This is a genomic window from Bradyrhizobium sp. C-145 (assembly GCF_023375135.1).
Taxonomy (GTDB): domain Bacteria; phylum Pseudomonadota; class Alphaproteobacteria; order Rhizobiales; family Xanthobacteraceae; genus Bradyrhizobium; species Bradyrhizobium zhanjiangense.
The window spans coordinates 1,409,027-1,432,696 of record NZ_CP088150.1; the positions used below are offsets into that span (position 1 = coordinate 1,409,027).

20 protein-coding genes and 1 pseudogene are annotated in these 23,670 nt (G+C 59.7%); 20 read left to right on the top strand and 1 reads right to left on the bottom strand.

All coding sequences use genetic code 11. From position 1 onward, the window contains the following. Positions 1-124: 124 nt before the first annotated feature. Positions 125-1,447 carry a C4-dicarboxylate transporter DctA gene (gene dctA / locus LRP30_RS06675; RefSeq protein WP_249759752.1) on the bottom strand — a complete coding sequence of 441 codons (1,323 nt, stop codon included), beginning with the start codon at positions 1,445-1,447 and terminating at the stop codon, positions 125-127. A gap of 1,165 nt (positions 1,448-2,612) precedes the next feature. Between dctA and LRP30_RS06680 the strand changes: the two genes are divergently transcribed. From LRP30_RS06680 to sufC, 20 genes and pseudogenes are all read left to right on the top strand, one after another. Beyond that, positions 2,613-3,293 (top strand): molybdenum ABC transporter permease, encoded by a 681-nt coding sequence (locus LRP30_RS06680; RefSeq protein WP_249759753.1) that lies wholly within the window; start codon positions 2,613-2,615, stop codon positions 3,291-3,293. A 111-nt stretch (positions 3,294-3,404) separates the two neighbouring features. Then, positions 3,405-4,668, top strand: a pseudogene (locus tag LRP30_RS06685) (serine hydrolase domain-containing protein). 830 nt (positions 4,669-5,498) lie between these two features. Further along, the gene (locus LRP30_RS06690) at positions 5,499-6,599 is read left to right on the top strand and encodes a hydrogenase small subunit (protein WP_249761707.1); all 1,101 of its coding nucleotides are present in this window, start codon (positions 5,499-5,501) and stop codon (positions 6,597-6,599) included. 13 nt (positions 6,600-6,612) lie between these two features. Beyond that, positions 6,613-8,403, top strand: coding sequence for a nickel-dependent hydrogenase large subunit (locus tag LRP30_RS06695; RefSeq protein WP_249759754.1), 1,791 nt, complete (start codon positions 6,613-6,615; stop codon positions 8,401-8,403). Positions 8,404-8,407: 4 nt separating this feature from the next. Beyond that, the gene (gene cybH, locus LRP30_RS06700) at positions 8,408-9,118 is read left to right on the top strand and encodes a Ni/Fe-hydrogenase, b-type cytochrome subunit (RefSeq protein ID WP_249759755.1); all 711 of its coding nucleotides are present in this window, start codon (positions 8,408-8,410) and stop codon (positions 9,116-9,118) included. Positions 9,119-9,129: 11 nt separating this feature from the next. Next, positions 9,130-9,714 carry a HyaD/HybD family hydrogenase maturation endopeptidase gene (locus LRP30_RS06705; protein WP_249759756.1) on the top strand — a complete coding sequence of 195 codons (585 nt, stop codon included), beginning with the start codon at positions 9,130-9,132 and terminating at the stop codon, positions 9,712-9,714. Between the two features lie 16 nt (positions 9,715-9,730). Then, a complete protein-coding gene (locus tag LRP30_RS06710) occupies positions 9,731-10,021 on the top strand; it encodes a HypC/HybG/HupF family hydrogenase formation chaperone (RefSeq protein WP_249759757.1) in 291 nt (96 codons plus the stop codon). Positions 10,022-10,212: 191 nt separating this feature from the next. Then, positions 10,213-10,659: a hypothetical protein gene (locus LRP30_RS06715; RefSeq protein ID WP_249759758.1), complete on the top strand. Its 447-nt coding sequence runs from the start codon at positions 10,213-10,215 to the stop codon at positions 10,657-10,659. Continuing rightward, positions 10,656-11,513, top strand: a complete 858-nt coding sequence (locus LRP30_RS06720; RefSeq protein ID WP_249759759.1) for a hydrogenase expression/formation protein — start codon at positions 10,656-10,658, stop codon at positions 11,511-11,513. The genes LRP30_RS06715 and LRP30_RS06720 overlap by 4 nt, the downstream gene beginning before the upstream one ends. A gap of 100 nt (positions 11,514-11,613) precedes the next feature. Then, the gene (locus tag LRP30_RS06725; RefSeq protein ID WP_249759760.1) at positions 11,614-12,708 is read left to right on the top strand and encodes a hypothetical protein; all 1,095 of its coding nucleotides are present in this window, start codon (positions 11,614-11,616) and stop codon (positions 12,706-12,708) included. Next, positions 12,701-13,042, top strand: a complete 342-nt coding sequence (gene hypA, locus LRP30_RS06730) for a hydrogenase maturation nickel metallochaperone HypA (RefSeq protein WP_018319637.1) — start codon at positions 12,701-12,703, stop codon at positions 13,040-13,042. Before LRP30_RS06725 ends, hypA begins: the two co-directional genes overlap by 8 nt. Continuing rightward, positions 13,042-14,001, top strand: a complete 960-nt coding sequence (gene hypB, locus LRP30_RS06735) for a hydrogenase nickel incorporation protein HypB (protein WP_249761708.1) — start codon at positions 13,042-13,044, stop codon at positions 13,999-14,001. The genes hypA and hypB overlap by 1 nt, the downstream gene beginning before the upstream one ends. Further along, positions 13,998-16,241, top strand: coding sequence for a carbamoyltransferase HypF (gene hypF, locus LRP30_RS06740; protein WP_249759761.1), 2,244 nt, complete (start codon positions 13,998-14,000; stop codon positions 16,239-16,241). The genes hypB and hypF overlap by 4 nt, the downstream gene beginning before the upstream one ends. 16 nt (positions 16,242-16,257) lie before the next feature. After that, on the top strand, positions 16,258-16,491 hold the full coding sequence (locus LRP30_RS06745) for a HypC/HybG/HupF family hydrogenase formation chaperone (RefSeq protein WP_018319633.1): 234 nt from the start codon (positions 16,258-16,260) through the stop codon (positions 16,489-16,491). Next, complete coding sequence (gene hypD, locus LRP30_RS06750) at positions 16,488-17,630, top strand: hydrogenase formation protein HypD (RefSeq protein WP_249759762.1); 1,143 nt, start codon at positions 16,488-16,490, stop codon at positions 17,628-17,630. Before LRP30_RS06745 ends, hypD begins: the two co-directional genes overlap by 4 nt. Continuing rightward, a complete protein-coding gene (gene hypE / locus LRP30_RS06755) occupies positions 17,627-18,673 on the top strand; it encodes a hydrogenase expression/formation protein HypE (RefSeq protein WP_249759763.1) in 1,047 nt (348 codons plus the stop codon). Before hypD ends, hypE begins: the two co-directional genes overlap by 4 nt. A 403-nt stretch (positions 18,674-19,076) precedes the next feature. Beyond that, positions 19,077-20,189: an alanine dehydrogenase gene (gene ald / locus LRP30_RS06760; RefSeq protein ID WP_249759764.1), complete on the top strand. Its 1,113-nt coding sequence runs from the start codon at positions 19,077-19,079 to the stop codon at positions 20,187-20,189. 771 nt (positions 20,190-20,960) lie between these two features. Then, complete coding sequence (locus LRP30_RS06765) at positions 20,961-21,155, top strand: 4Fe-4S binding protein (RefSeq protein WP_018319631.1); 195 nt, start codon at positions 20,961-20,963, stop codon at positions 21,153-21,155. 194 nt (positions 21,156-21,349) lie between these two features. Then, positions 21,350-22,846: a Fe-S cluster assembly protein SufB gene (sufB, locus tag LRP30_RS06770; protein WP_249759765.1), complete on the top strand. Its 1,497-nt coding sequence runs from the start codon at positions 21,350-21,352 to the stop codon at positions 22,844-22,846. A 69-nt stretch (positions 22,847-22,915) separates the two neighbouring features. Next, on the top strand, positions 22,916-23,668 hold the full coding sequence (gene sufC, locus LRP30_RS06775; protein ID WP_249759766.1) for a Fe-S cluster assembly ATPase SufC: 753 nt from the start codon (positions 22,916-22,918) through the stop codon (positions 23,666-23,668). The last annotated feature ends 2 nt before the right edge of the window (positions 23,669-23,670 follow it).

Genomic DNA, 23,670 nt, shown 5'->3' on the forward strand with positions numbered 1-23,670 from the left:
GCTGCGCACTGGAGATCGCGCGAGAAAGTTCCGGCTCGTGTCAAGTCGGAGGTGCCGATTCGAATTACGAGAAATGTGGCTGCGCTAGCATTCGAGGCGTCTTCGAATGGCGGTGGTTAAGGACCTACCTCATTGTGCTTGTAGTGTCGATATTGGTGGAGACGGTGGGCTGGTTGAGCCGAGCCTGTAGCGTCGCGTGCTCGAGCTCGTCTTCCCACCAGGATACGAACACGGCGGCGATGCCATTGCCGGTGATGTTGGTAAGGGCGCGCACCTCGCTCATGAACTTGTCGATCGAAAACACGATTGCCATGCCCGGTACCAGCGCTGGGTTGACCACCGACAACGTTGCAGCGAGCGTGATGAAGCCCGCGCCGGTGACGCCGCTTGCTCCCTTAGACGTTAGCATTGCCACGAGCAGGATCGTGAGCTGCTGGCCAAAGGTGAGATCGACCCCGAGTGCCTGGGCAATGAACAATGTCGCAAGTGTCATATAGATATTGGTGCCGTCGAGGTTGAAGGAGTAGCCAGTTGGCACCACGAGGCCGACCACGGGCTTGGAGCAGCCCAGCCGCTCGAGCTTCTCCATCAATTGCGGCAGCGCGCTTTCAGAGGACGAAGTGCCGAGCACGATCAGAATCTCGTCCTTGATATAGACAATGAACTTGAAGATTGAAAAGCCGACGAGGCGCGCGATCAAACCGAGCACCACCACCACAAATAACGCCGCCGTCGCGTAAAACAGCGCGATCAGACCGATCAAATTGCCGAGTGCTGCCGGCCCGAACTTGCCGATCGTGAAGGCCATGGCGCCGAAGGCGCCGATCGGGGCCGCTTTCATGATGATAGCGATTACGCCGAACACCGCGTGCGCCACGTCGTCAATCATGCCGCGCAGTCGCTCACCACGGTTTCCCAGCGCCATCAGCGCAAAGCCGAATAGGATCGCGAACAGGAGAACCTGCAGGACATCGCCGCGAGCGAAGGCGCCGACCACCGTATCGGGAATGATGTTGAGAAAGAAATCGACGGTCTTCGAGGCTTCCGCCTGCTTGACGTAATTGGCGACCGCCGCAGCATCCGGCTTGACCGCAAGGCCATGGCCGATTTGGACCAGATTGCCCATAACAAGGCCCAACAGCAAGGCAAAACTGGAGACGATCTCGAAATAGACCAGCGCCTTGATGCCGACGCGCCCGACTTTCTTCGCATCTTGAATATGCGCGATACCAGATGTGACGGTGCAGAAAATAATCGGCGCGATCACCATTTTGATGAGCTTGATAAACCCGTCACCGAGCGCCTTGACCCAGTCGCTGGTCGCGACGGACGGCCATAGGCAGCCGACCACGGCGCCAATCACGATCGCGATCAGTACCTGGACGTAGAGAATCTTATACCAAGCTTGCGACGCGCGCGCGGGCGCCGCAGTTGCCATGGTGGTCATGACGCTTCCTTCCCGAATATACTCGAATTTGAGCCGCCGCGTGATTGAGGGGCGGCAGCGTCATACGAGAATCATCATTTTAGCCGTGTCCGATTGAAGACGGTTCCGAGAGCCGACGCGTCGTTCCAAAGGCAGGCGTTCAGTTACGTTATCTTTCTCGCTAAGCAAGATATGCACCAGATGCCCAAACTGCGGTCGATTAAGCAGTCGCGGACAAGCCGTCATCTCCGGGTCATCGGTTTGAGTGCTCGGACCACGTTCGCAAGGTCGAACATAAGTTGCAGCGTGACTCGTATCTTGATCGGCTGCGCGCATTAGCGGAGTCACGTCTCGGCCTGGAAACCCTAGCGTGATCGATATGCGCCGACTGCTGAGATGGATGCAACAGTACGTGACATTAGTAAAATTGATAGTTTGGATTATCGGCATCCACGCGATGGAAGCTTGGTTTAGGAACTCGATTGCGCGAAAAAAATCTTTGATGGATGATTGTCGCTAGCGGCAAAGCTCGTTCGTGCACGGGGCATTTGTCTCCAGGCCTGTGCTAACGATGCGCATTAGGCAGGTTGGTCGAGAGGCGGCCTTCGCTCTCGGCCCCTCGCGCCTTTTGTTGCGTCGCAGAAGCAGCGTGACGATGATTTCTCAGCTAGATCGTTCGCGTTGCTGCCAAACGGCAGGCTTCCTGCAATCCGTTCCACTTGCCGGCGCGGCGAATGCGGCGTTTGAGCCGTCGGCAAACCAAACAGGCATCTCTCGGGGCGTCAAATTCTCCGTTTCGTTACGCGGCGTGTCGCTGTCTGCTCGGAAACAAAGATGCCAGGAATCTGACACAGAGCGTTAGGTCCAATCCATAGTGACGTCGACGTATATGCGAAGTTCTCTCACGTCGAGCATAGAGCGCGCCACAGTTCGCACACGGCACAGGAATTGCTGATGACTAACGAGGGGCTGCCGTCAGATGGATCGAAGCGGCCCTGTCACAGGAGTTGCCGATGAGGCGTGCGATGCTGCTCTTGCTAGCAGAAACGACGCGCGTGAATGTGGCGGCCGCCACGAAGCGCCGCGCAACCAAAGGGCGATCCGCGCCACATCGCTGGGCGGGCCGGACGTGCCGGCGATCACTGTGCCGGTACGGCGACCTGCTCTCACTGTTGGGCTGACGCACATGGAGGTCTTTTCGGCAGAGATTTCGCAATCCGTTGCGCTCACGATCGAGCTCGCCAGCGTGACGACCGTGATCCTCCTCGTGATTGGTGTGCCCCTCGCTTGGTGGCTAGCGCGCTCAAAGACTCTTTTGAGCGAGGCGGTGGCGACCATGATCGCCCTGCCGCTGGTGCTACCGCCGACAGCTCTCGGTTTTTGCGTACTCGTGTTGCTCGGCCCCAACGGACCGGGTGGCGTTCTCGCCTCTTTCTGGGGCGAGCGCTCGCTCGCTTTTACCTTCGCAGGAATCGTGGTCGGATCGGTCCTCTCGGCGCTGCCGTTGGTGGTGCAGCCGATCCGTAACGCCTTTGTCGCGATAGGCGATCGCCCGTTGGAAACTACGCCGCCCGTTTCGCCGTTGCATGCCTTCATTACCATCAGCGCGCCGCTGGCGCGACTAGAGTTTGTTAAAGCGGCCGTGGTTGGCTTTTCTCATACGATCGGCACATTCGGCGTCGTGATGATGATCGGCGGCAACATTCCTGGGCGCACCAAAGTGTTGTCAGCCTACGTCGTAGAGTACGTCCAAGCATCGCGCTGGCGCGAGGCGAGTGTGGTTGCCGGCGGTATGGTGATGTTCGCCTTTGCGGCAATCTTCACCTTAGCCCTCATCGACAGACACTGTGCCAGGAGAGGCACATGAACGAAAGCGCACCAAGCCGGATAGAACCGTCTTAGGCCTACCGGCCAGACATATCCGATCACGACCGAGCAGCAGTATTGCAAGCCGATCATCCATCCTTGCGAGGCTACAATGAACAAGCTTGTTATGGCCGCGGCGGCTGCTGGAATCGGCTTCAATTCAGTGCACTCCGCGCCTCTGCCCGAAGCGACGGCCGATGACGTCGGCGTTTCTCAGCAGCGCCTCGCCAAGCTAGACGAGTTCTTCGCTCGCGAGATCGAGAGTAAACGCGTGCCTGGCGCGGTGGTTGCAATCGCCAAAGACGGCAAGCTGATTCACTACAAGGCGTACGGGCAACTCGATCCTGCAAAAGGAAGGTCGATGCGGCTCGATGCGATGTTCGCGCTTGCGTCTATGACCAAACCGATGGTGGCCGTTGCGGGGCTTATCCTCATGGAGCAAGGTCGCCTGCCTCTACAGGCTAGGCTTACGGATTACTACCCAGAATTCGCAAACATGAAGGTGGGAGGTGCCACAGCATGACGGCTCATTAGAATTTCAAACGCAGAGGTCTCCGATCTACATCCACGATCTATATCGCCACACATCCGGGCTGACCTATGGCGCGGCGCCCGACAGCTCAGACCAAGTGGCGCGTCTCTATCCTGATTTCGCCGCGCCGCCACTAAGGGGCGATAAGCAGGCGTTCATCGAAGCCATTACCAAGCTGCCGCTAGCGCACCAACCGGGGACGGAATTCGAATACGGCTTCTCGACCGATGTGCTGGGAGCTGTCGTGGAACAGGTCAGCGAACAGCGATTGGGCGACTATCTTGCCAGCAACCTGTGGAGGCCCATCGAAATGCAGGATGCCACTTTCCATTTGTCGGAATCGCAACGCGAGCGCCTCGCGCATCCATTTCCAGACGACCCGCTGACGGGAAAGCCACAAGACATCGAGCTCCTCGAAAGTCCAACGAAGTTTGACTGCGGGGGAGCCTGTGCATTTGCGACAGTCGGTGACTACGTGCGCTTTGGACAAATGCTGCTCAACGGCGGGGAGCTCGATGGGCAGCGCATTCTCGGTCCGAAGACGGTGCGCCACATGATCTCCAACCACCTCGGGCCAGAGATCAAAAATAAGGTCGCCAATGTGGAAGCGCACCGTGCCGGCTTCGGCTTCGGGCTCGGAGTGGCTGTACGCACAAACGAGGGTCTCTCGGCGGTTCCGGGCAATCCAGGTGAGTTCACCTGGACCGGCGCCTACGGAACACAATTTTTCTGCGACCCAAAGGAGCGTCTCGTCGTGGTGGTCGGAACGGCAGCGCCCGGAGAAATCCGGAAGTATTACCGCGAACAAGTCCAGTATATCGTCTATGCTGCAATAATCCGATAATTCGCTTTCCGTCGAAAGGCTCGCTGAACCGTTTGGGGTAGCAGGCAGACAGTGTTGCTGCTACGCATCGATGTCGACTGAAAGTCGGCGCCGTCGACTGCTATCCGCGTCGGCCGGATCGCACCAGTGCTTCAAAAACGAGATCGCCTCCGTCATCGAAGAAGCTCTTGCAAGGGGGGGTGGTGTTGCGATGCGCCAAGACGATCGCGCCTTGCTATCGATCGGCTCGCGCGATGAACGCTCCTGTGATAGCTCTGAACGTCCAAACTCTCGCCCACGATCCCGCAGCGATGCCGTGCGGCGAGCCGCTTTGAATCAAAGGCAGTCGGATTCGATCAGCCTAAAACGCGCAGGCAGCGTGCGCATCGCGGCTCAATCCATTGCGGCTTCTCTTCGTCGCTCGACCGCCACTTTGGTACGGACTGCTTGCGCACTTGCGACTATGAGCGGCTTTAACACCTCATTGGTCAGCAATCGGCAAGTCTTTTTAAGACCCGGGGGCAGTGCGGTGCCCGTCAACTGCACCAATTTTATTCAACAATCGGCATGACACGTGAGTGTCGCGGTCGTGCAAGAGCTAGTATGACGTAGTCGCCGTGCAGTGGTGAACCATCGTGCTGCTCTGTTGAAGTGCTCACATCGACGTCCAAAACCGGACACCATTAGCATGACAGATCAATGGCGCTGCTTGTGGCTCGCTGGCTGGGTTCGATAATCCGCGAGTCCCGAAGCGGTAGCTTGGTGTCTGTCAGTGTTTGGCTTCGGTGGCCTGCTTCTTGCTGTACGTCAGCAATTCGTTACGGCCGGCGACAGCTGACATGGAAGGCCTCATGGGTGGTGCAACGGAGACGTTCTACAGCGTGATCAGACGTCAAGGTATCACGCGTCGTAGTTTCCACAAATTCTGCAGTTTGACGGCCGCGAGCTTGGGACTTAGTCCGCTCGCCGCAAGCAGTATTGCCAATGCCCTGGAGACCAAAGAGCGTTTGCCCGTCATCTGGCTGCACGGGCTCGAGTGTACGTGCTGCTCGGAAAGCTTTATCCGGTCTGCCCATCCCTTGATCAAGGACGTGCTGCTGTCGATGATTTCGCTCGACTATGACGATACGATCATGGCGGCGGCAGGACATCAGGCCGAGGCCATCCTGGAGGAAACTCGTGCCAAGTACAAAGACAGGTATGTGCTCGCCGTCGAAGGCAATCCGCCGCTGAAGGAGGATGGCATGTTCTGCATTGACGGCGGCAAGCCGTTCGTTGAAAAGCTCAGGTCGATGGCGGAAGATTCCATGGCGATCATCGCTTGGGGCACGTGTGCGTCCTGGGGATGCGTGCAGGCGGCCAAGCCCAATCCGACTGGCGCGGCGCCGATCGATAAGGTGATCACCAACAAGCCGGTCATCAAGGTGCCCGGGTGCCCGCCTATCGCAGAGGTCATGAGTGGCCTCGTGACTTTCATCACCACATTCGGAAAGCTTCCTGAGCTCGATCGTCAAGGGCGTCCAAGTATGTTTTATTCCGAGCGCATTCACGACAAGTGCTATCGGCGTTCCCATTTCGACGCTGGCCAATTCGTCGAAGAGTGGGACGATAAGTACGCACGCAAGGGCTATTGCCTGTACAAGATGGGCTGCAAGGGGCCAACCACCTACAATGCCTGTTCGGCCCTTCGGTGGAACGGCGGCGTTTCATTTCCGATTCAATCCGGCCACGGCTGCTTCGGCTGCTCCGAAGACGGCTTCTGGGATAAAGGGTCATTTTACGATCGACTCACGACCATCAAGCAGTTCGGCATCGAGGAGAACGCCGACCAAATCGGCATGGCCGCTGCCGGCGTGGTTGGGCTAACCGTCGCTGCCCATGCGGCGGTCACCGCCGTGAAGCGGTTGACCCACAAGCCGGATCGCGCAGCCCAAAAAAGCAAACCGAGTTGAGGAGGGGGCGACGGTGGCCGTCCAGACACCGAATGGGTTCAATCTCGATCGTTCCGGCAGGCGAATCGTCATCGATCCGCTGACGCGGGTGGAAGGCCACCTGCGCGTCGAAGCCAATCTCGATTCCGATAATGTGATCCGCAATGCGGTCTCAAGCGGGACGATGTGGCGTGGCATCGAAGTCATCCTGCGCGGGCGCGATCCGCGCGACGCCTGGGCGTTCACCGAGCGGATTTGCGGGGTCTGCACCGGCACCCATGCGCTCACCTCCGTGCGCGCGGTTGAAAATGCACTAGGAATTACGATTCCGGAGAATGCAAATTCGATCCGCAACATCATGCAGCTGTGCCTGCTCGTGCATGATCACCTCGTACATTTCTATCACCTGCACGCGCTGGATTGGGTCGACGTCGTCTCCGCGCTCAAGGCCGATCCCAAGTCGACCTCCGCGCTGGCGCAGTCTATCTCGCCTTGGCCGCTGTCGTCCCCTGGCTATTTTAAGGATTTGCAGATCCGGCTCACCAAATTCTTCGGATCAGGGCAACTCGGTCCGTTCAAGAATGGCTATTGGGGGCATCCGGCCTACAAGCTGCCACCGGAAGCGAACCTGATGGCTGTAGCGCATTATCTGGAAGCGCTCGACTTCCAGAAGGAGATCGTCAAGATCCAAGCTATCTATGGTGGCAAGAACCCGCATCCAAACTGGCTGGTCGGCGGCGTGCCCTGCGCGATCAATATCGACGGAACTGGTGCGGTGGGTGCGATCAATATGGAGCGACTGAACATCGTGTCCTCGGTCATCGATCGTTCGATCGAGTTTGTCGAGCAGGTTTACCTGCCCGACATTGCCGCGATCTGCTCGTTCTATAAGGACTGGCTCCATGGCGGCGGACTTTCGAGCAAAAGCGTGATGTCCTATGGCGACATCCCCGAAAACGCCAATGACTGTTCCGCGAAGAGCTTCAAGCTGCCGCGCGGGATCATTCTTGATGGCAATCTCAAGGAGGTTCTGCCGATCGACCATGGTGATCCCGAGCAGATCCAGGAATTCGTCGCGCATTCATGGTATAAGTACCCCAGCGATTGCTGTGGACTGCATCCGTGGGACGGTATCACCGAGGCGAGTTTTGAACTTGGGCCAAAACTCAAAGGCAGCAAGACAGATATCAAGGAACTCGACGAAGGCGGCAAGTACTCCTGGATCAAAGCGCCGCGCTGGCGTGGCCACGCCGTCGAGGTCGGGCCGTTGGCGCGATACATCATCGGTTATGCGCAAGGCAAAGCCGAGTTCAAGGAGCCGGCCGAGAGACTGCTCAAGGGGCTCAATCTTCCCCTGACTGCGCTGTTCTCGACACTTGGCCGTACTGCAGCGCGGGCGCTCGAATGCCAGTGGGCGGCGCATCAGATGCGTTATTTCCAGGATAAGCTGGTAATCCACATTAAGGCAGGCAATACGGCAACTGCCAATGTCAGCAGGTGGAAGCCGGAGAGCTGGCGCAAGGAGGCCAAGGGCTACGGGTTCACTGAGGCGCCGCGCGGTGCACTCGGGCACTGGATCAAGATCAAGGACGCCAAGATTGACAATTATCAATGTGTCGTGCCGACGACGTGGAATGGATCTCCTCGCGATCCCAAGGGCAATATTGGCGCTTTTGAAGCCTCCCTGATCGGTACCCCGATGGCCGATCCGCAGCGGCCCCTGGAGATCTTGCGCACCATCCATTCCTTTGATCCGTGCTTGGCTTGCTCGACCCACGTGATGAGTCCTGACGGCCAAGAAATGGCTTCAGTCAAAGTTCGTTAGGGACATGCTGGACAACGCTCCGCAGCTCCTCGCCGTCGTCGATGCGGCCCCGACTGAACGCAGCATCGGCGGTGGCGTCGCCTACGCACCGGTGCGACTGTGGCATTGGGTCAATGCGGCGGCCATTCTGATGCTGAGTTTAACCGGCTATCTCATTGGAACCGGGACACCGGCGATATGGGGTGAGGCAAGCGGCAATTTCCTGTTCGGCTATCTCCGCTTTGCTCATTTCTCGGCGGGATATGTGCTCAGCGTCGGCTTTTTTCTACGCGTCTACTGGGCCTTAATGGGAAACGCGCATGCCATCCAGATCTTTTGCGTGCCGCTCTGGCGCAGGTGCTTTTGGCGCGAGGTGTACCACGAGATTCGCTGGTATGCGTTCATTACAGTTGAGCCGGAGAGGCGCGTCGGGCACAACCATCTTGCTCAGCTCGCAATGTTCTTCATGTTTACGCAGACGACCACGTTCATGGTCGTCACAGGCTTTGCACTTTATGGGCAAGGTGCCGGTACTGACAGCTGGCAGTACAAGCTGTTCGGCTGGGTGTTTTCAATCTGGCCGAACAGTCAGGACGTCCATACCTGTCATCATCTCGGCCTGTGGGTGATCGTGATCTTCGCGCTGGTCCACGTCTACGCCGTGATCCGGGAAGACATCATGTCGGGCCGCAGCATCTCTTCTATCATGTCGGGTGAGCGCGGGTTTCGCGATTGACTGGGAAGCGCATGCTGAAGCCGGAAAGTAAAAAACGAGTCCTGGTGCTCGGCATCGGCAATATCCTGTGGGCCGATGAGGGATTCGGCGTGCGGGTGGTCGAGGAGTTTCATCGCCGCTACGCTATCGATGACAACGTCACCGTCCTCGATGGCGGCACACAGGGGCTCTACCTCGTCAGTTTTCTTGAGCAGGCCGATTGCCTGATCGTGTTCGATGCCATCGACTATGGATTGCTGCCCGGGCAGTTGAAGCTTGTGCGAGATGACGAAGTGCCAAAATTTACCGCCGCCAAGAAGGTGAGCCTGCATCAGACCGGCTTTCAGGACGTCTTGAATGCGGCCGACCTACTTGGCCGCTGCCCGCGAGAGCTCGCTCTCATCGGCTGTCAGCCGCTGGACCTGGAGCATTGGGGCGGTCCGCTGACCGCTCCGGTGCGCTTTCAGATTGCGCCTGCGATTGAACTGGCTTGCAAACTCCTGGCGCAGTGGGACTCGCCGGCAAAACCGCGGACCGCGCCGCTGCCTGCATCAGAACGGCTGCTGGCGAACAATATCGACCATGCAAATTATGAGATGAGGGCGCAGCCGGTCTAGCGGCCCGCGACTGACCATGTGCCTTGGCTTGCCGATGACGATTGTCGAGACCGACGGCATCACGGCGCTGTGCGAGTATGGCAATGAACGGCGGCGCGTCTCGGTCATGCTGCTCTCCGACGCGTCGGTCGGCGCCAAGGTGCTCGTTCATATCGATAGCGCGGTGCGGCTTTTGGACGAAAATGAAGCAAGGCTGATCTCGGAAGCACTTGACGGGCTTAAGGCCAGCCTCAACGGCCAGGACTGCGATCGCTTCTTTGCGGACTTGATCGGTCATGAGCCGCAATTGCCGGAGCACCTACGCTAGCAGTTCCGCTCGCCGGTTGCGCCGACTAGGCTTGCTCACAAATCGAATTTCAGTCGCACGTAACCTTTGCATGGAAAAATGTCAGGCGCTTCGAGCCGTTGGTTCGAGCGGGAGTCGCGGCCAGACGATGATTGGCATGCGCCTTGCTAATAGCCTGCTAGCAGAACCGAACATTATCAGAAAGGCGTGTGATGAAGTTGCAGCCGGCGCAGCATGGTCTGGCGCGGCCCGCTCCGTCCGACGTGGAGGGCGTCAGCGTCGATGCGCGCCTGGCCGCGCACGCTCCCGTGAGGGCGGCCGTGATGCCGCTGTCGGCGGGCGATCCCCTATATTTGCTCCGGATCATCCAGCTCGCATTCTTCGTTCCTGAAATGGTCAAGGCGTTTCGGCAGCGCATGCAAGGCGCAGTGCCTGCGGGCGGCGTTGGTGGCGAACTGGTCGGCCGGATCGGCCTGCGTGGCCCGTCGACGCCGAGCCTGTGCGATCGGCACGATGCACTCCGCCTGATTGGCAAGAGACCGATCCGTTTGGTCAAGATCGGTCGCATCTCGGTACCGATCGTTCGGCCACACGCCGGCAGCACTTCGGTCGGCAGGTGCATTGCCTCTCGATACACCAAACGGAACATCGCATCATGAAAACAGCGATCCGCGTTGTATCCGACGGCGCCGAGCGGGTGACGTGCAAGTTTGGCACGGCCTCGGAAAGTCTCGATGTATTCCACAGCGGATCGACGAGTGCGCTCGCCAAGCGCGCTTGGCGCGATGGCGGCGAGCTTGCAAGGAACTATCCGAATGCCACCGCGCTGTTATCGAATGCCGCTGCTGCCGCTGGCAGCCAGAGAAGCGGCGCTCGGACGCAACTGTACGGACTCGCGAATCTCAGCGATCCCGAGCGCAGGCTGATAGGCGAAGTGCTCGGAGAAGGTGAGGTCGCCGGCGTGGTTGCGCTGCCAGATGGCTCTTTGGCGCAAATTCGGGAGTCCGTGCTTGCAGGAATCTGGCGCGTGCGCATCGGGACCGAGCCGGCGCACGAATATGTTGAGGTCGGGGCGATCCCGCAGATTGTCCGGCGCGCCGCAACTGACCTGACGTCCGCCGATCTTGTGATCGGCGCGGCGCCCGACGGCGCGATGAACGTGCAACCGGTGCTGGCAGAAATGCGCGAGCGGGCGCGCGTGTGGCGGATTGGCATGCGCGCGCATGTCATCAATCTCACATTGCTGCCAATGAGCGTTGTCGACCTGGCGTTCCTGCAGCAAAGCGTGGGCAATGGCCCGGTCCAACTCATCTTCCGCGGCTACGGCACCTGCCGAGTGCAGGCGACCGGGATCAGGAATGTCTGGTCGGTGCAGTTCTTCAATTCTGCGGACGACATCATCCTTGATACGCTGGAGGTCGGCGGCGTACCGATTGTTGCGTTGGCTGCCGACGAGGATTTCCAGGACTCTGCCGAACGCATGCAGGAAATTATCAAGGCGTACTTCACATGAAGAGCTTGGAGAACGTTCGGAATCGGGTGGGATCCCGCAGACGGGGCGCGCACGGCGACCGCCGGCATATCTTGCGCGGTATGATGGGGCAGCGGTGCGCATGAGCCTAGCTGCCCGCAACAAAATCGATGTCACCGTATCGCTTGCTGCCGACGTAGTCGCCGCGGTTGAGATCGTGCCGCGAGTCCGGCCGCCACTGACGCGGCTGTTCGCCGGCAAACAGGCCTCGTCCCTGCTCAACGTGCTGCCGCGGCTCTTCGCGTTGTGTGCCGCTGCGCAGCAAACCGCACTACTGTCCGCGATCGAGACGGCGCGCGACGAAGTGATCACCCGCACAACAAAACAGCATCGTATCGCGCTTATCGTTACCGAGCGCATCGCGGATTTGCTACGGGGCATCTTTGTCGGACATCTTACGCAAGACATCGCCAGTGCGGCGGCAATTCGCTCCCTAATGCGGGGAATGTCAGCGCTTGTCGGCTGCGCACAGCCGGCCTGGGGCTCAGCTCAACGCGAAGAAACAGCGCGGATTGCGGCTGCGCTGGCCGCACTCGGCATGCCGAATGAGGGTGGCGCGCTGAGGTCCGGTAGCCCATTGGCGCTTCGCATTGCAGCGCTTAATGAGGTGGACCTGAAGTCAATTCCGGCGGAGCACTCGTTCCTGTCCGTTGCTGACGACCGCAACATCATTAAACGGCTGCTCGTGGATGACGCGACATTTTGCTATTGTCCCGATCTTGACGGTCATGTGCCCGAGACGGGTCCATGGGCGCGCCAAATGACGCGTGATCGGCTCTCGCCGAGTCCCGTCGGAGCGGCCGAGCGGCTGAGGGCCAGAATTACTGAAATCCTCCGGCTATGCGCTTGGCTCAAGTCCGGTGCTCAGATTGACTCCGCGGAGCATGGGATTATCGAAAGATATAAGCTAGGGCCCGGCCGTGCAGCGGCCGCGGTCGAATGCGCCAGGGGGCGTCTCTACCACGCGGTTGAGCTTGATCCTCAGGGCCGGATATCCCGCTTCGAATTCCTTGCGCCGACGGAGTGGAATTTCCACCGGCGCGGACCGCTTGTCCGGAACCTGCAGGGCGCGGTGCTGACGGCTAGACGACGTCGGGATGCAGTCCATGCGGTGATTGCATCGCTCGATCCGTGCGTCGGGTTCACCCTCAATTTTCGCGAAGTTGGCGATGCATGAAATGACGATTTGTCTTGGCATCATTCAAATCGTCGAGGAGGAGGTACGTCACCGATCGTTTTCGCGGGTGCGGAGCGTCTGTCTAGAGATGGGAGCGCTGAGTCATGCCGCGCCTGAAGCGATCAGGTTCTGCTTTGCTGTCGTTGCAACGCGGACAGTTGCCGAGGGCGCGGCCCTTAATATCGTCGAACTGCCAGGCGTTGCCTGGTGCATGAGCTGTTCGAAGAGCGTCGAAATTGCACGGCGCGGTGAATGCTGTCCTTGCTGCGGCAGCTATCAATTACAGGTAACCGCGGGCGAACAGATGCGCGTGAAAGAGCTGGAGATCGATTGATGTGCACCGTTTGCGGCTGCACCGAAGGAAAGCCGTTGACCAAACGCGCGAAGGCGCATGATGCGGAGAGCCATGAGCGATACGATGCCCATGTGCAGGACGATTGCGAACGCCATTGTGCCCATCCGCATGGCGACCAAGGCCCGCAGCGTTCAAACCATGCTGGCGATGGTCATAGTCGCAATCATCGATCTGCCCATCACCAGGCTCATGGCGTGCAGGCGCTTCTGAGCGGCGGCGCCGAGCCGGCTGGCTTGAAGGTCGGGGGCATGAGCAGAGAGCGGGTCATTCAGGTCGAGCGCGATATTCTTGGCAAGAATAATGGGATTGCGGCGGACAACCGCGCGCTCTTTGTAGCCGATGACCTGCTTGTATTTAATCTTTTGTCCAGTCCCGGTGCAGGTAAAACGACGCTGCTCGTCCGCGCCGTGTCCGAGCTCAAGCGTAGCCGCCCGGTCGGGGTCATCGAAGGCGACCAACAGACCTCGAACGATGCCGAACGCATTCGGGCCGCCGGCGTGCCAGCCATTCAAGTCAACACCGGCAAGGGTTGCCATCTCGATGCTGCAATGATTGGCGAGGCTTATCGGCGCTTGCCGCTGCTCACTGGCGGTATTCTCTTCATCGAGAACGTCGGTAATCTGATCTGTCCCGCAGCCTTCGATCTTGGCGAGGCCTGCAAGATCGTAGTGCTGTCGATGACCGAAGGTGAAGACAAGCCGCTCAAATATCCCGATATCTTTGCCGCTTCTTCGCTCATGGTTATCAACAAGATTGATCTGGCGTCGCTGCTTGAGTTCGATTTGGACAAGACCATCGAATACGCCAGACGCGTCAATCCAAAGATCGACGTGCTTGTAGTTTCGGCGCGTACTGGCGAGGGCTTTGGCGCGCTCTACGCCTGGATCGATAGACAGGCGGGGCATCAGAGGCGCGCCGTAGAGGACACAAGGCGATGAGCGCCGCCGCAACCACCTGCGACCCAACACGGCTGCGCGTGCGCGTGAGTGGGGCCGTGCAAGGGGTCGGGTTTCGTCCTTACGTCTATGGACTCGCTAGGCGGTACGGATTGGCGGGGTTTGTCATCAATGGCCCCGAGGGCGTTACGATCGAGGTCGAGGGCCACCGTGCGTCGGAGTTTGTCGCCACGTTGCCGCTCGAGGCGCCTCCATTGGCACGCATCGACCACATCTGCGTTCGGGAGACTGCGGCGCTCGCGGCGAAAGACTTTTCGATCGGCACGAGCGAAGGCGGAAAATTGTCAACGCAGATCGTCGCTGATGCCGCGGCCTGCCAGCAATGCCTCAGTGAGCTGTTCGATCCAGAAAATCGGCATTACCTTTACCCCTTCATCAGTTGTTGCCATTGCGGCCCGCGCTACACTATCGCCGAACGGCTTCCGTACGATCGCCGCAACACTGTGATGAGGGCTTTTGGGCTGTGCGCCGCCTGCGCGGCCGATTATGCCGATCCGGCGAGCCGCAGGTTTCATGCGGAGGCGATCGCGTGTCCCACGTGCGGTCCTCGGCTCAGCCATGGGATCAGCGCCATTGTCGCGGCAATCGTGGGGGGACAAATCGTGGCGATAAAGGGGCTGGGCGGATACCAGCTTCTTTGCGATGCGCGTAATCAGGACGCCGTGCAGCGTTTGCGCAGGAGAAAGCATCGCCTTCAGAAGCCGTTCGCTGTTATGGTCGATTCCATAGAGCGCGTCAGCGACATCGCGGAGGCGAACGCGCCCGAGCTTGCGCTGCTCGAATCCGTAGCACGTCCCATCGTCCTTCTGCCTTCGCGCAACAATCTGGCGCCCGCCATAGCTCCTGGCTTATCGCGTGTGGGTGTCATGCTGCCTGTAGCGCCGCTGCATCACCTCATCTTTCATGCGCTTCGCTCGGCAGGAGCATGTGCGGGGGCCGGCCCGGTCATCGTCGCCACCAGTGCCAATCTTTGCGGCGAACCGCTCCTGATCGACAACGCGCAGGCGCTGCGGCGGCTCAAGGGGATCGCCGACCTTATCGTGACCCATGATCGCGATATCCTGACGCGTGCTGATGACTCCGTGGTGTCGGTGGTGGCTGGCCGGCCGCAATTCATTCGTCGTGCCCGTGGCTATGTTCCCGAACCGATCCGGCTTACGAAGTCTGTGCCGCCCGTGCTCGCCGTCGGCGGCGCACTGAAATCGACCGTCACCATCACGCGGGATAACCAAGCGTTCGTCTCCCAGCATATTGGCGATCTGGATACGGCCGAAGGCATCCGTACGTTCGAGGACACGATCCGACACCTCACATCGAGCCTTGATGTGGAGCCCGTCGTCATCGCCCATGATCTGCATCCCGATATGGCTTCCACCCGGTTTGCGGAAGCAAATGGCCGCGCGCTGGTGGCTGTCCAGCATCATCACGCACACGCTGCCGCAGTGATCGCCGAGCATGGCCATACGGGACCTGCGCTTGCCCTGGTGCTCGATGGCCATGGCTTTGGCTCCGAGGGCGGTAACTGGGGTGGCGAACTATTATTGTGCGAAGGGACGAGCTGCCGACGCATCGGGCACTTAGCGCCCCTGCAAATGCCTGGTGGAGATCGTGCAGCCCGCGAGCCGTGGCGCATGGCGAGCGCAGTATTACACGGGCTCGGCCGGGGTAACGAAATCGGGCCGCGCTTTGCGGCGCAACGTCAGGCCGGATGTATGTCGGCCTTGCTCGATCAGCCGGGCGGGGCCACCACGACCAGTGCGGGCCGGTTGTTCGACGCGGCAGCGGCGCTGCTGGGGATTGCGAGTTTGCAGAGCTATGAGGGCGAAGCGGCGATGAAGCTCGAGGCGCTGGTGCGGCGGACTGCAATTCTCGAAGTCGGCTGGACGATCGATGGCGGCGTGCTGTCGCTTCGTCCGCTGTTTGCGCGGTTGGTTGCAGATGACATTGACGCCGCGGGCGGAGCCGGGCTGTTTCATGGCACCTTCGCCGCCGCCTGCGTTGACTGGGTCACGCGCTCTGCGCGGACAACCGGCGTTAATACCGTCGTTCTGAGCGGCGGCTGCTTCCTGAACGCGGTGCTGGCGGATGAAATCCCGCGCGGTTGCAGCGCTGCCGGCCTTACCCCGCTGGTGCCACGGCGGGTGCCGCCCAATGATGGCGGTTTGAGCCTTGGCCAGGCCTGGATTGCCGCTCTGCAGATTGCTCAACGGTCGTCGGCCTGAGGAGGAAGAGCCTGATATGTGTCTTTCGGTTCCGGCAAAGATTGCGAAAATTCTTCCCAATGACATGGCCGTCGTGTCCATCGATGGCATCAGCCTGGAGATATCGATTGCTCTCATCGACGAGCTCGAGGTCGGCGATTGCGTCCTTGTCCATGTCGGCTATGCGCTGGCCAAGATCGATCCGACGGAAGCCAAGCGCACCCTGGAGCTCCTGCAGGAGCTAGGCAGCGAAGGGGAACGCCGATCATGAAATATTCCGACGAATTTCGCGACAAGACCATCGCGCAGGGACTTGCGCGTGCGATTGACGCCGAGGTCAGTTCGCAACGAGCCTATCGGTTCATGGAATTTTGCGGCGGACACACTCATGCGATCTCCCGCTACGGCCTGGAAGATCTGCTGCCCGCGAACGTCCGCATGATCCACGGGCCCGGTTGTCCCGTCTGCGTTCTGCCCGCCAGCCGAATCGACATGGCGATCCGGCTCGTCGACCGACCAGAGGTCACTCTGTGCGTCTACGGCGACCTGATGCGCGCGCCTGGGTCGCAAGGACAGTCCCTGTTGCGAGCTAAAGCGCTCGGCGCCGACATTCGGATGGTCTACTCGACGCTCGACGCTATCCGGCTCGCCGAACAGGCGCCGAGCCGCGAGGTGGTCTTCTTTGCCATCGGATTTGAGACCACGACGCCCCCGACGGCGGTCATGATCCGAATTGCCGAGAAGAAGCGGCTGAAGGGCCTGAGCGTGTTCTGCAACCACGTGCTTACACCCTCTGCGATGCACAGCATTCTCGAGAACCCGAAGATCCGCAACACTGGCGGGGTCCCAATTGACGGCTTCATCGGGCCTGCACATGTCAGCACCATTATCGGTACGCAGCCCTATGAGCCACTGGCGGAACAATTCGGCAAGCCTATCGTGATCGCGGGATTTGAACCCCTCGACGTGATGCAGGCGATCCTGATGCTGGTGCGGCAGGTGAACCAAGACCGCTACGAGGTGGAGAATCAATACAGCCGTGCAGTGACACGCGAAGGCAATCGGCGCGCCAAGGAGGAGGTATCGCAGATATTCGAACTGCGTGAGCAGTTTGAATGGCGTGGGCTCGGACTCGTACCCAACAGCGGACTGAAGCTGAAGCGGGCTTATACGCAATTCGACGCCGAGACGCGTTTTGCGATCCACGACCTGCGTGTCGCAGACAATCCGGCGTGCGAGTGCTGCGCGATCCTGCGTGGCGCCAAGCGGCCGGTCGATTGTAAGCTGTTTGGAACCGTCTGCACGCCGGAAACTCCCATAGGGTCCTGCATGGTGTCATCGGAAGGCGCTTGTGCGGCGTATTGGACCTATGGCCGAGTTCGCGATGAACAGTTGAGGCGGACGTCATGAGCTTAAAGGCCTATCAACGCAAGCTCGACGTCGTGAACGGACGCGTTGATCTTTCTCACGGATCTGGGGGCCGTGCCATGGCACAGCTGATCTCCGGCCTTTTTCACCAAGCCTTTGGTAATGAATGGCTCGCCCGCTGCAATGATCAGTCGGTGTTTGACGTTGCGGCAGGCAGGATGGTGATGACGACCGACGGCTATGTGGTCTCGCCGCTGTTCTTTCCGGGCGGCGATATCGGGTCACTGGCTGTGCACGGCACGATCAATGATGTCGCGATGTCCGGCGCGCATCCCCTCTATCTGTCGGCCAGTTTTATCATCGAGGAGGGCTTCCGGTTTTCGGATCTGAAGGCGATCGCGGATTCGATGGGCGCGGCAGCGCGCGGGGCCGGCGTTTACATCATTGCCGGGGACACCAAGGTCGTCGAGCGCGGCAAGGCGGATGGTCTGTTCATCTCTACGACCGGGATCGGGATTGTGGCCGATGGACTCGATCTCTCCGCCGACAAGGCAAGGGTCGGGGATCGTGTGCTGGTGTCCGGTAGCCTCGGCGATCATGGGGTGGCGATCATGTCAAAACGGCAGAACGTCGCTTTTCAAACTGAGATCGTCTCGGATTCCGCAGCGTTGCATAACCTCGTAGAGGTCATGGTTGCCGCCGGCGGTGGCGGCATCCGGGTGATGCGCGACCCCACGCGCGGTGGGCTCGCTGCGACCCTCAACGAGATTGCGCATCAATCCGAACTCGGGTTTCGTCTGCAGGAAGCAACTATTCCGGTGAAGCCCGCGGTTGCGGCTACCTGCGAACTCCTTGGACTCGATCCGATCCATGTCGCCAATGAGGGCAAGCTCGTTGCGATCGTCGCGCCTGAATTGGCCGATGCCGTGCTTGCGGCCATGAAGGCGCACCCGCTCGGGTCCGATGCAGCTGATATTGGCGAGGCGGTGGCTGACGATCAGAAATTTGTACAGATGGCGACCGGTTTCGGCGGCCGACGAATCGTCGATTGGCTGTGGGGCGAACAATTGCCTCGGATCTGTTGAACGCGCTACGCAACGTCCAGTTTTTGGAAGCAAATTTATGATCAATGGTCATTAGCCATCAGCCATCAGCCATCAGCTCTGGAAACGATCCATTCAATCGGCAATCCTGCCGAACCCGGCAGACTGCGATCTTCGCTCCTTTAGGAAGTTCAGCGAGGCTGGATTTCAATTGTTAGCTTTTCCACGAGCCGAGCACGCGACTCGAAATGATTCACCGCCATCGCGCAGTTTGGACGTTTAAGCTCGCCGACCTATGGATCACACGATCCGCTCGGCACCCGTGGGTTTGAAATCCTGCGAAGCTTGTCAAATATCGCTGAATTCCTGCGCCATTTTGACGGCTGGGTCGCAATATCGCTGGGCGCTTCCGATTAGAAAGGCGCTTCAGGCAGGGAGTTTTCAAATGAAGGTCGGAGTCCCCAAGGAAATCAAGGCGCACGAATATCGCGTGGGCCTTACCCCTGGAGCTGTCCGCGAATACGTGGCAGCGGGCCACCGCGTGATGATCGAGGCCAATGCCGGCGCTGGCATTGGTGCAACCGATGACGATTATCGCAATGCTGGCGCAACGATTCTAACTTCCGCAGTTGAGGTATTCGCATCGAGCGAGATGATCGTAAAGGTTAAGGAGCCTCAGCCGTCCGAATGGTGTCAGCTGCGGGAAAATCAGATCCTGTTCACTTATCTGCATCTGGCCCCCGACCCGGATCAGGCCAAGGGCCTCCTGAAATCTGGATGCACCGCGATCGCCTATGAGACCGTAACCGATGCGCATGCTGGTCTTCCACTGCTGGCGCCGATGAGCGAGGTCGCGGGTAGGCTTGCGATCGAAGCGGCGGGTAGCGCCCTGAAGCGGAGTGCAGGCGGACGAGGGCTGTTGATCGGTGGGGTACCCGGTGTTCAGCCGGCCCGAATCGTGGTGATCGGAGGTGGCGTCGTTGGCACGCACGCGGCACGCATGGCGGTCGGTCTGGGCGCAGAGGTGACCATAATCGACCGTTCGATACTTCGGCTCCGCGAGTTGGACGAGCTATTCGAAGGACGCGTTCGCACCAGGTTTTCGACCATCGACTCCGTGGAGGAAGAGGTATTTGCGGCGGATGTGGTGATTGGTGCGGTGCTCGTTCCAGGTGCGAGCGCGCCGAAGCTGGTCCGCCGGAGCATGCTGAGCTCGATGCGCAAGGGGGCGGTGCTCGTGGACGTCGCTATCGATCAGGGCGGCTGCTTTGAGACATCGCACCCAACCACTCACGCTGAGCCAACTTACGAAGTGGATGGCGTCATTCATTATTGCGTGGCCAATATGCCCGGCGCCGTGCCGCTGACCTCGAGCCAGGCACTGAATAACGCCACGCTGCCGTTTGGTTTGGCTCTGGCCAACAAGGGTTTTTCCGCCGTGCTCGAAAATCCGCATTTGCGCGCAGGCCTCAACGTCCATCGGGGCCGGCTAACTTACAAAGCGGTGGCCGAAAGCCTCGGGCTGCCCTTCTCACCGATCGAACAGGCTGCGGCCTGATCCCAGAGGCCCATTATGGGCGTTTCCTCCCTGACTTAGGCCACCCTTCGGGGTGGCTTTTTTTTCGGCTCCATCAATCTGCTGACCGGCGCCGGCATTTATTTGCCACGCGGAGCGAAGCGGAGGATCACCAGACGAAGGCCTGGCTTCAGTCGCCCGCACAATGCGAGACAATGTACTCTCGCCCCTTACAGCGCATATGAATGCCGGTTTTGCCAAGTCATCCAAGGCAATTGAGACTGCGTCCCGCGGGTCCCCAGGGCGCCCGCGATCGCCTCAGCGACTTTATCTGGCGCGATCGCCGCGACCTTTTCTGACTGGCTGTGGGGACGCGGACCGGACCGGTGATCACTGCGCCGGTTGTTCATCGCGGTGATGTCGCCGAAGCCGCCGCTGTCCCGGTGAGTGGAACCAACAAGATGCGGCTCGGGGTCGACCTGACACACCGGCGGAGAACTTTGTGAAGTCGCGCGGCGCTTCGATCGTAGCCGCGGCACGGCGGCCTTGGGAAGGATCGCAGATCGTTCCCTGAGGTTGGCTGACCCGGTTCACCTGATCGGCTGACTGCCGTGAGATCGACCATGCGTAAACCACGGCATCGAGATCAAGCTGCTGTCATGCCCGTTGTAGGATTTGCGACACCGTGTCGAGGCGGCGTTGCGTTATCGAAAATAGCCCAGACAAATCAAGATTAAACTGTCTGGCACAAGACTTGAAAGCAAGAAAAAAGCAAGAAACTGTCCCGCACCTTTTGCTCATGGAATCGCAGTGATGGCCTACAAGATAATCGCATCCCAGTGCACCGTCTGCGGAGCGTGTGAGTACGAATGTCCCAATGCCGCGATCAGCCTGAAGAACGACATATATGTGATCAATCCGACCCAGTGTACCCAATGTGAGGGGCATTTTGACGCGCCGCAATGCGCCGTCGTTTGCCCGGTGCCCGATACCTGCGTGCCGGCATAGGTGGAGTAGCCGATGAGAGGAGCTCCGGCACGAAACATGATGAAGACGCTATCGACAGCCGCCGCCTTTTGGATCCGTCTCCTGTTTCTCTCACTCGCTGGCCCCGAGTTGGCCGTGACTTGCGCGGTCCGCTCGGAGAGATTGCGGCGCAATCCTCGGCGTCGGGAGTTGTCGTTGCGCGAGCGGAGCGGGCAATGGTAGCTGTACAAGAGACGGTCGAGCGCGTCCGGCGCATCGACGTCGACCAGTATCGATATGGGTTTGAAACGCTGATCGAGTCCGACAAGGCCCCCAAGGGTCTCTCGGAAGAGATCGTCAAGTTCATCTCGCAGAAAAAGAATGAACCCGCCTGGATGCTCCAGTGGCGGCTGGAAGCCTATCGGCGCTGGCTGACCATGACCGAGCCGACCTGGGCGCGCGTCGAATATCCCAAGATCGACTTCCAGGACATCTACTATTACTCGGCGCCGAAGCCGAAGAAGACGGTCACCTCGCTCGACGAGATCGATCCGGAGATCCTGAAGACCTACGAGAAACTCGGCATTCCCTTGCGGGAAGTCGCCATGCTCGAAGGCGTCGAGCCCAAGGTGGGCGAGGAAGACCCGGCCCGCCGCAAGATCGCGGTCGACGCGGTCTTCGATTCGGTCTCGGTTGCGACCACGTTCAAGGCGGAGCTGAAGAAGGCCGGCGTGATCTTCATGCCGATCTCGGAGGCGATCCGCGAGCACCCTGAACTGGTGCAGAAATATCTCGGCTCCGTGGTGCCGACCTCGGACAATTTCTACGCGACGCTGAACTCGGCGGTGTTCTCCGACGGCTCGTTCGTCTACGTGCCGCCGGGGGTGCGCTGCCCGATGGAGCTGTCGACCTATTTCCGCATCAACGAGCGCAACACCGGCCAGTTCGAGCGCACGCTGATCATCGCCGACAAGGGCTCCTACGTCTCCTATCTCGAGGGCTGTACCGCGCCGCAACGCGACGAGAACCAGCTGCACGCGGCCGTGGTCGAGCTGGTGGCGCTCGACGATGCCGAGATCAAATATTCGACGGTGCAGAACTGGTATCCCGGCAATTCGGAAGGCAAGGGCGGCATCTACAATTTCGTCACCAAGCGTGGCGACTGCCGCGGCGCCCATTCCAAGATCTCCTGGACCCAGGTCGAAACCGGTTCGGCGATCACCTGGAAATATCCGAGCTGCATCCTGCGCGGCGACAATTCCCGCGGCGAGTTCTACTCGATCGCGATCTCGAACGGGTTCCAGCAGGTCGATTCGGGAACCAAGATGATTCATCTCGGCAAGAACACGTCGAGCCGAATCATCTCCAAGGGCATTGCCGCCGGCAAATCGCAGAACACCTATCGCGGTCTCGTCACCGCGCACCGCAAAGCGACCGGCGCGCGCAACTTCACCGCCTGCGACTCCTTGTTGATCGGCGACAAATGCGGCGCGCACACCGTGCCGTACATCGAGGCGAAGAACTCGTCCGCGACCTTCGAGCACGAGGCGACGACGTCGAAGATCTCCGAGGGCGTGCTGTTCTACTGCATCCAGCGCGGCCTCTCGCAGGAAGAGGCCGTCGGCCTCGTCGTGAACGGCTTCGCGAAGGACATTCTGCAAAAACTGCCGATGGAGTTCGCGGTGGAAGCGCAGAATCTGATCTCGATCTCGCTCGAGGGATCTGTCGGATAACCGAACCTCCCGCGAGCCCTCTCCAATGCGGCTCGCATTCGAATGACGCATTTCAGGGCTCAGATCAGAATGGCGCTACTCGAAATCCAAGATTTGCATGTTCGTGTCGAAGACCGCGAAATTATTCGTGGCCTCGATCTTAACGTCAATGCAGGTGATGTGCACGCGATCATGGGGCCGAACGGCTCGGGCAAATCGACGCTCTCGCACGTCATCGCCGGCAAGCCGGGTTATGAGATCACCGGCGGACAAATCCTTTTCAGGGGCGAGAACCTCTTGCGGATGGAGCCTAATGAACGCGCCGCCAAGGGCGTGTTCCTGGCGTTCCAATATCCGGTCGAGATCCCCGGCGTTACCACCATGAACTTCCTGCGGGCGGCACTGAACGCCCATCGCAAGGCGCGCGACCAACAGGAATTCTCCACGCCCGAATTTCTGAAAACAGTCCGCGAGGTGGCCGGTTCGCTCAACATTCCCAAGGACATGCTCAAGCGTGGCGTCAATGTCGGCTTTTCCGGCGGCGAGAAGAAGCGCAATGAAATTTTGCAGATGGCGTTGTTCGAGCCGAGACTGTGCATCCTGGACGAGATCGATTCCGGCCTCGATATCGACGCGCTGCGTATCGTCGCCAGCGGCATCAACGCCTTGCGTTCGCCGGAACGAGCGATGATCGTGATCACCCACTATCGGCGGCTTCTCGACCATATCGTGCCGGACATTGTGCACGTGATGTCGAAAGGGCGGATCATGAAGAGCGGCGGCAAGGAACTCGCGCTGGAGCTCGAGGCTTGTGGCTACGCCCAATTTGAAGACGCGGCCTGAGG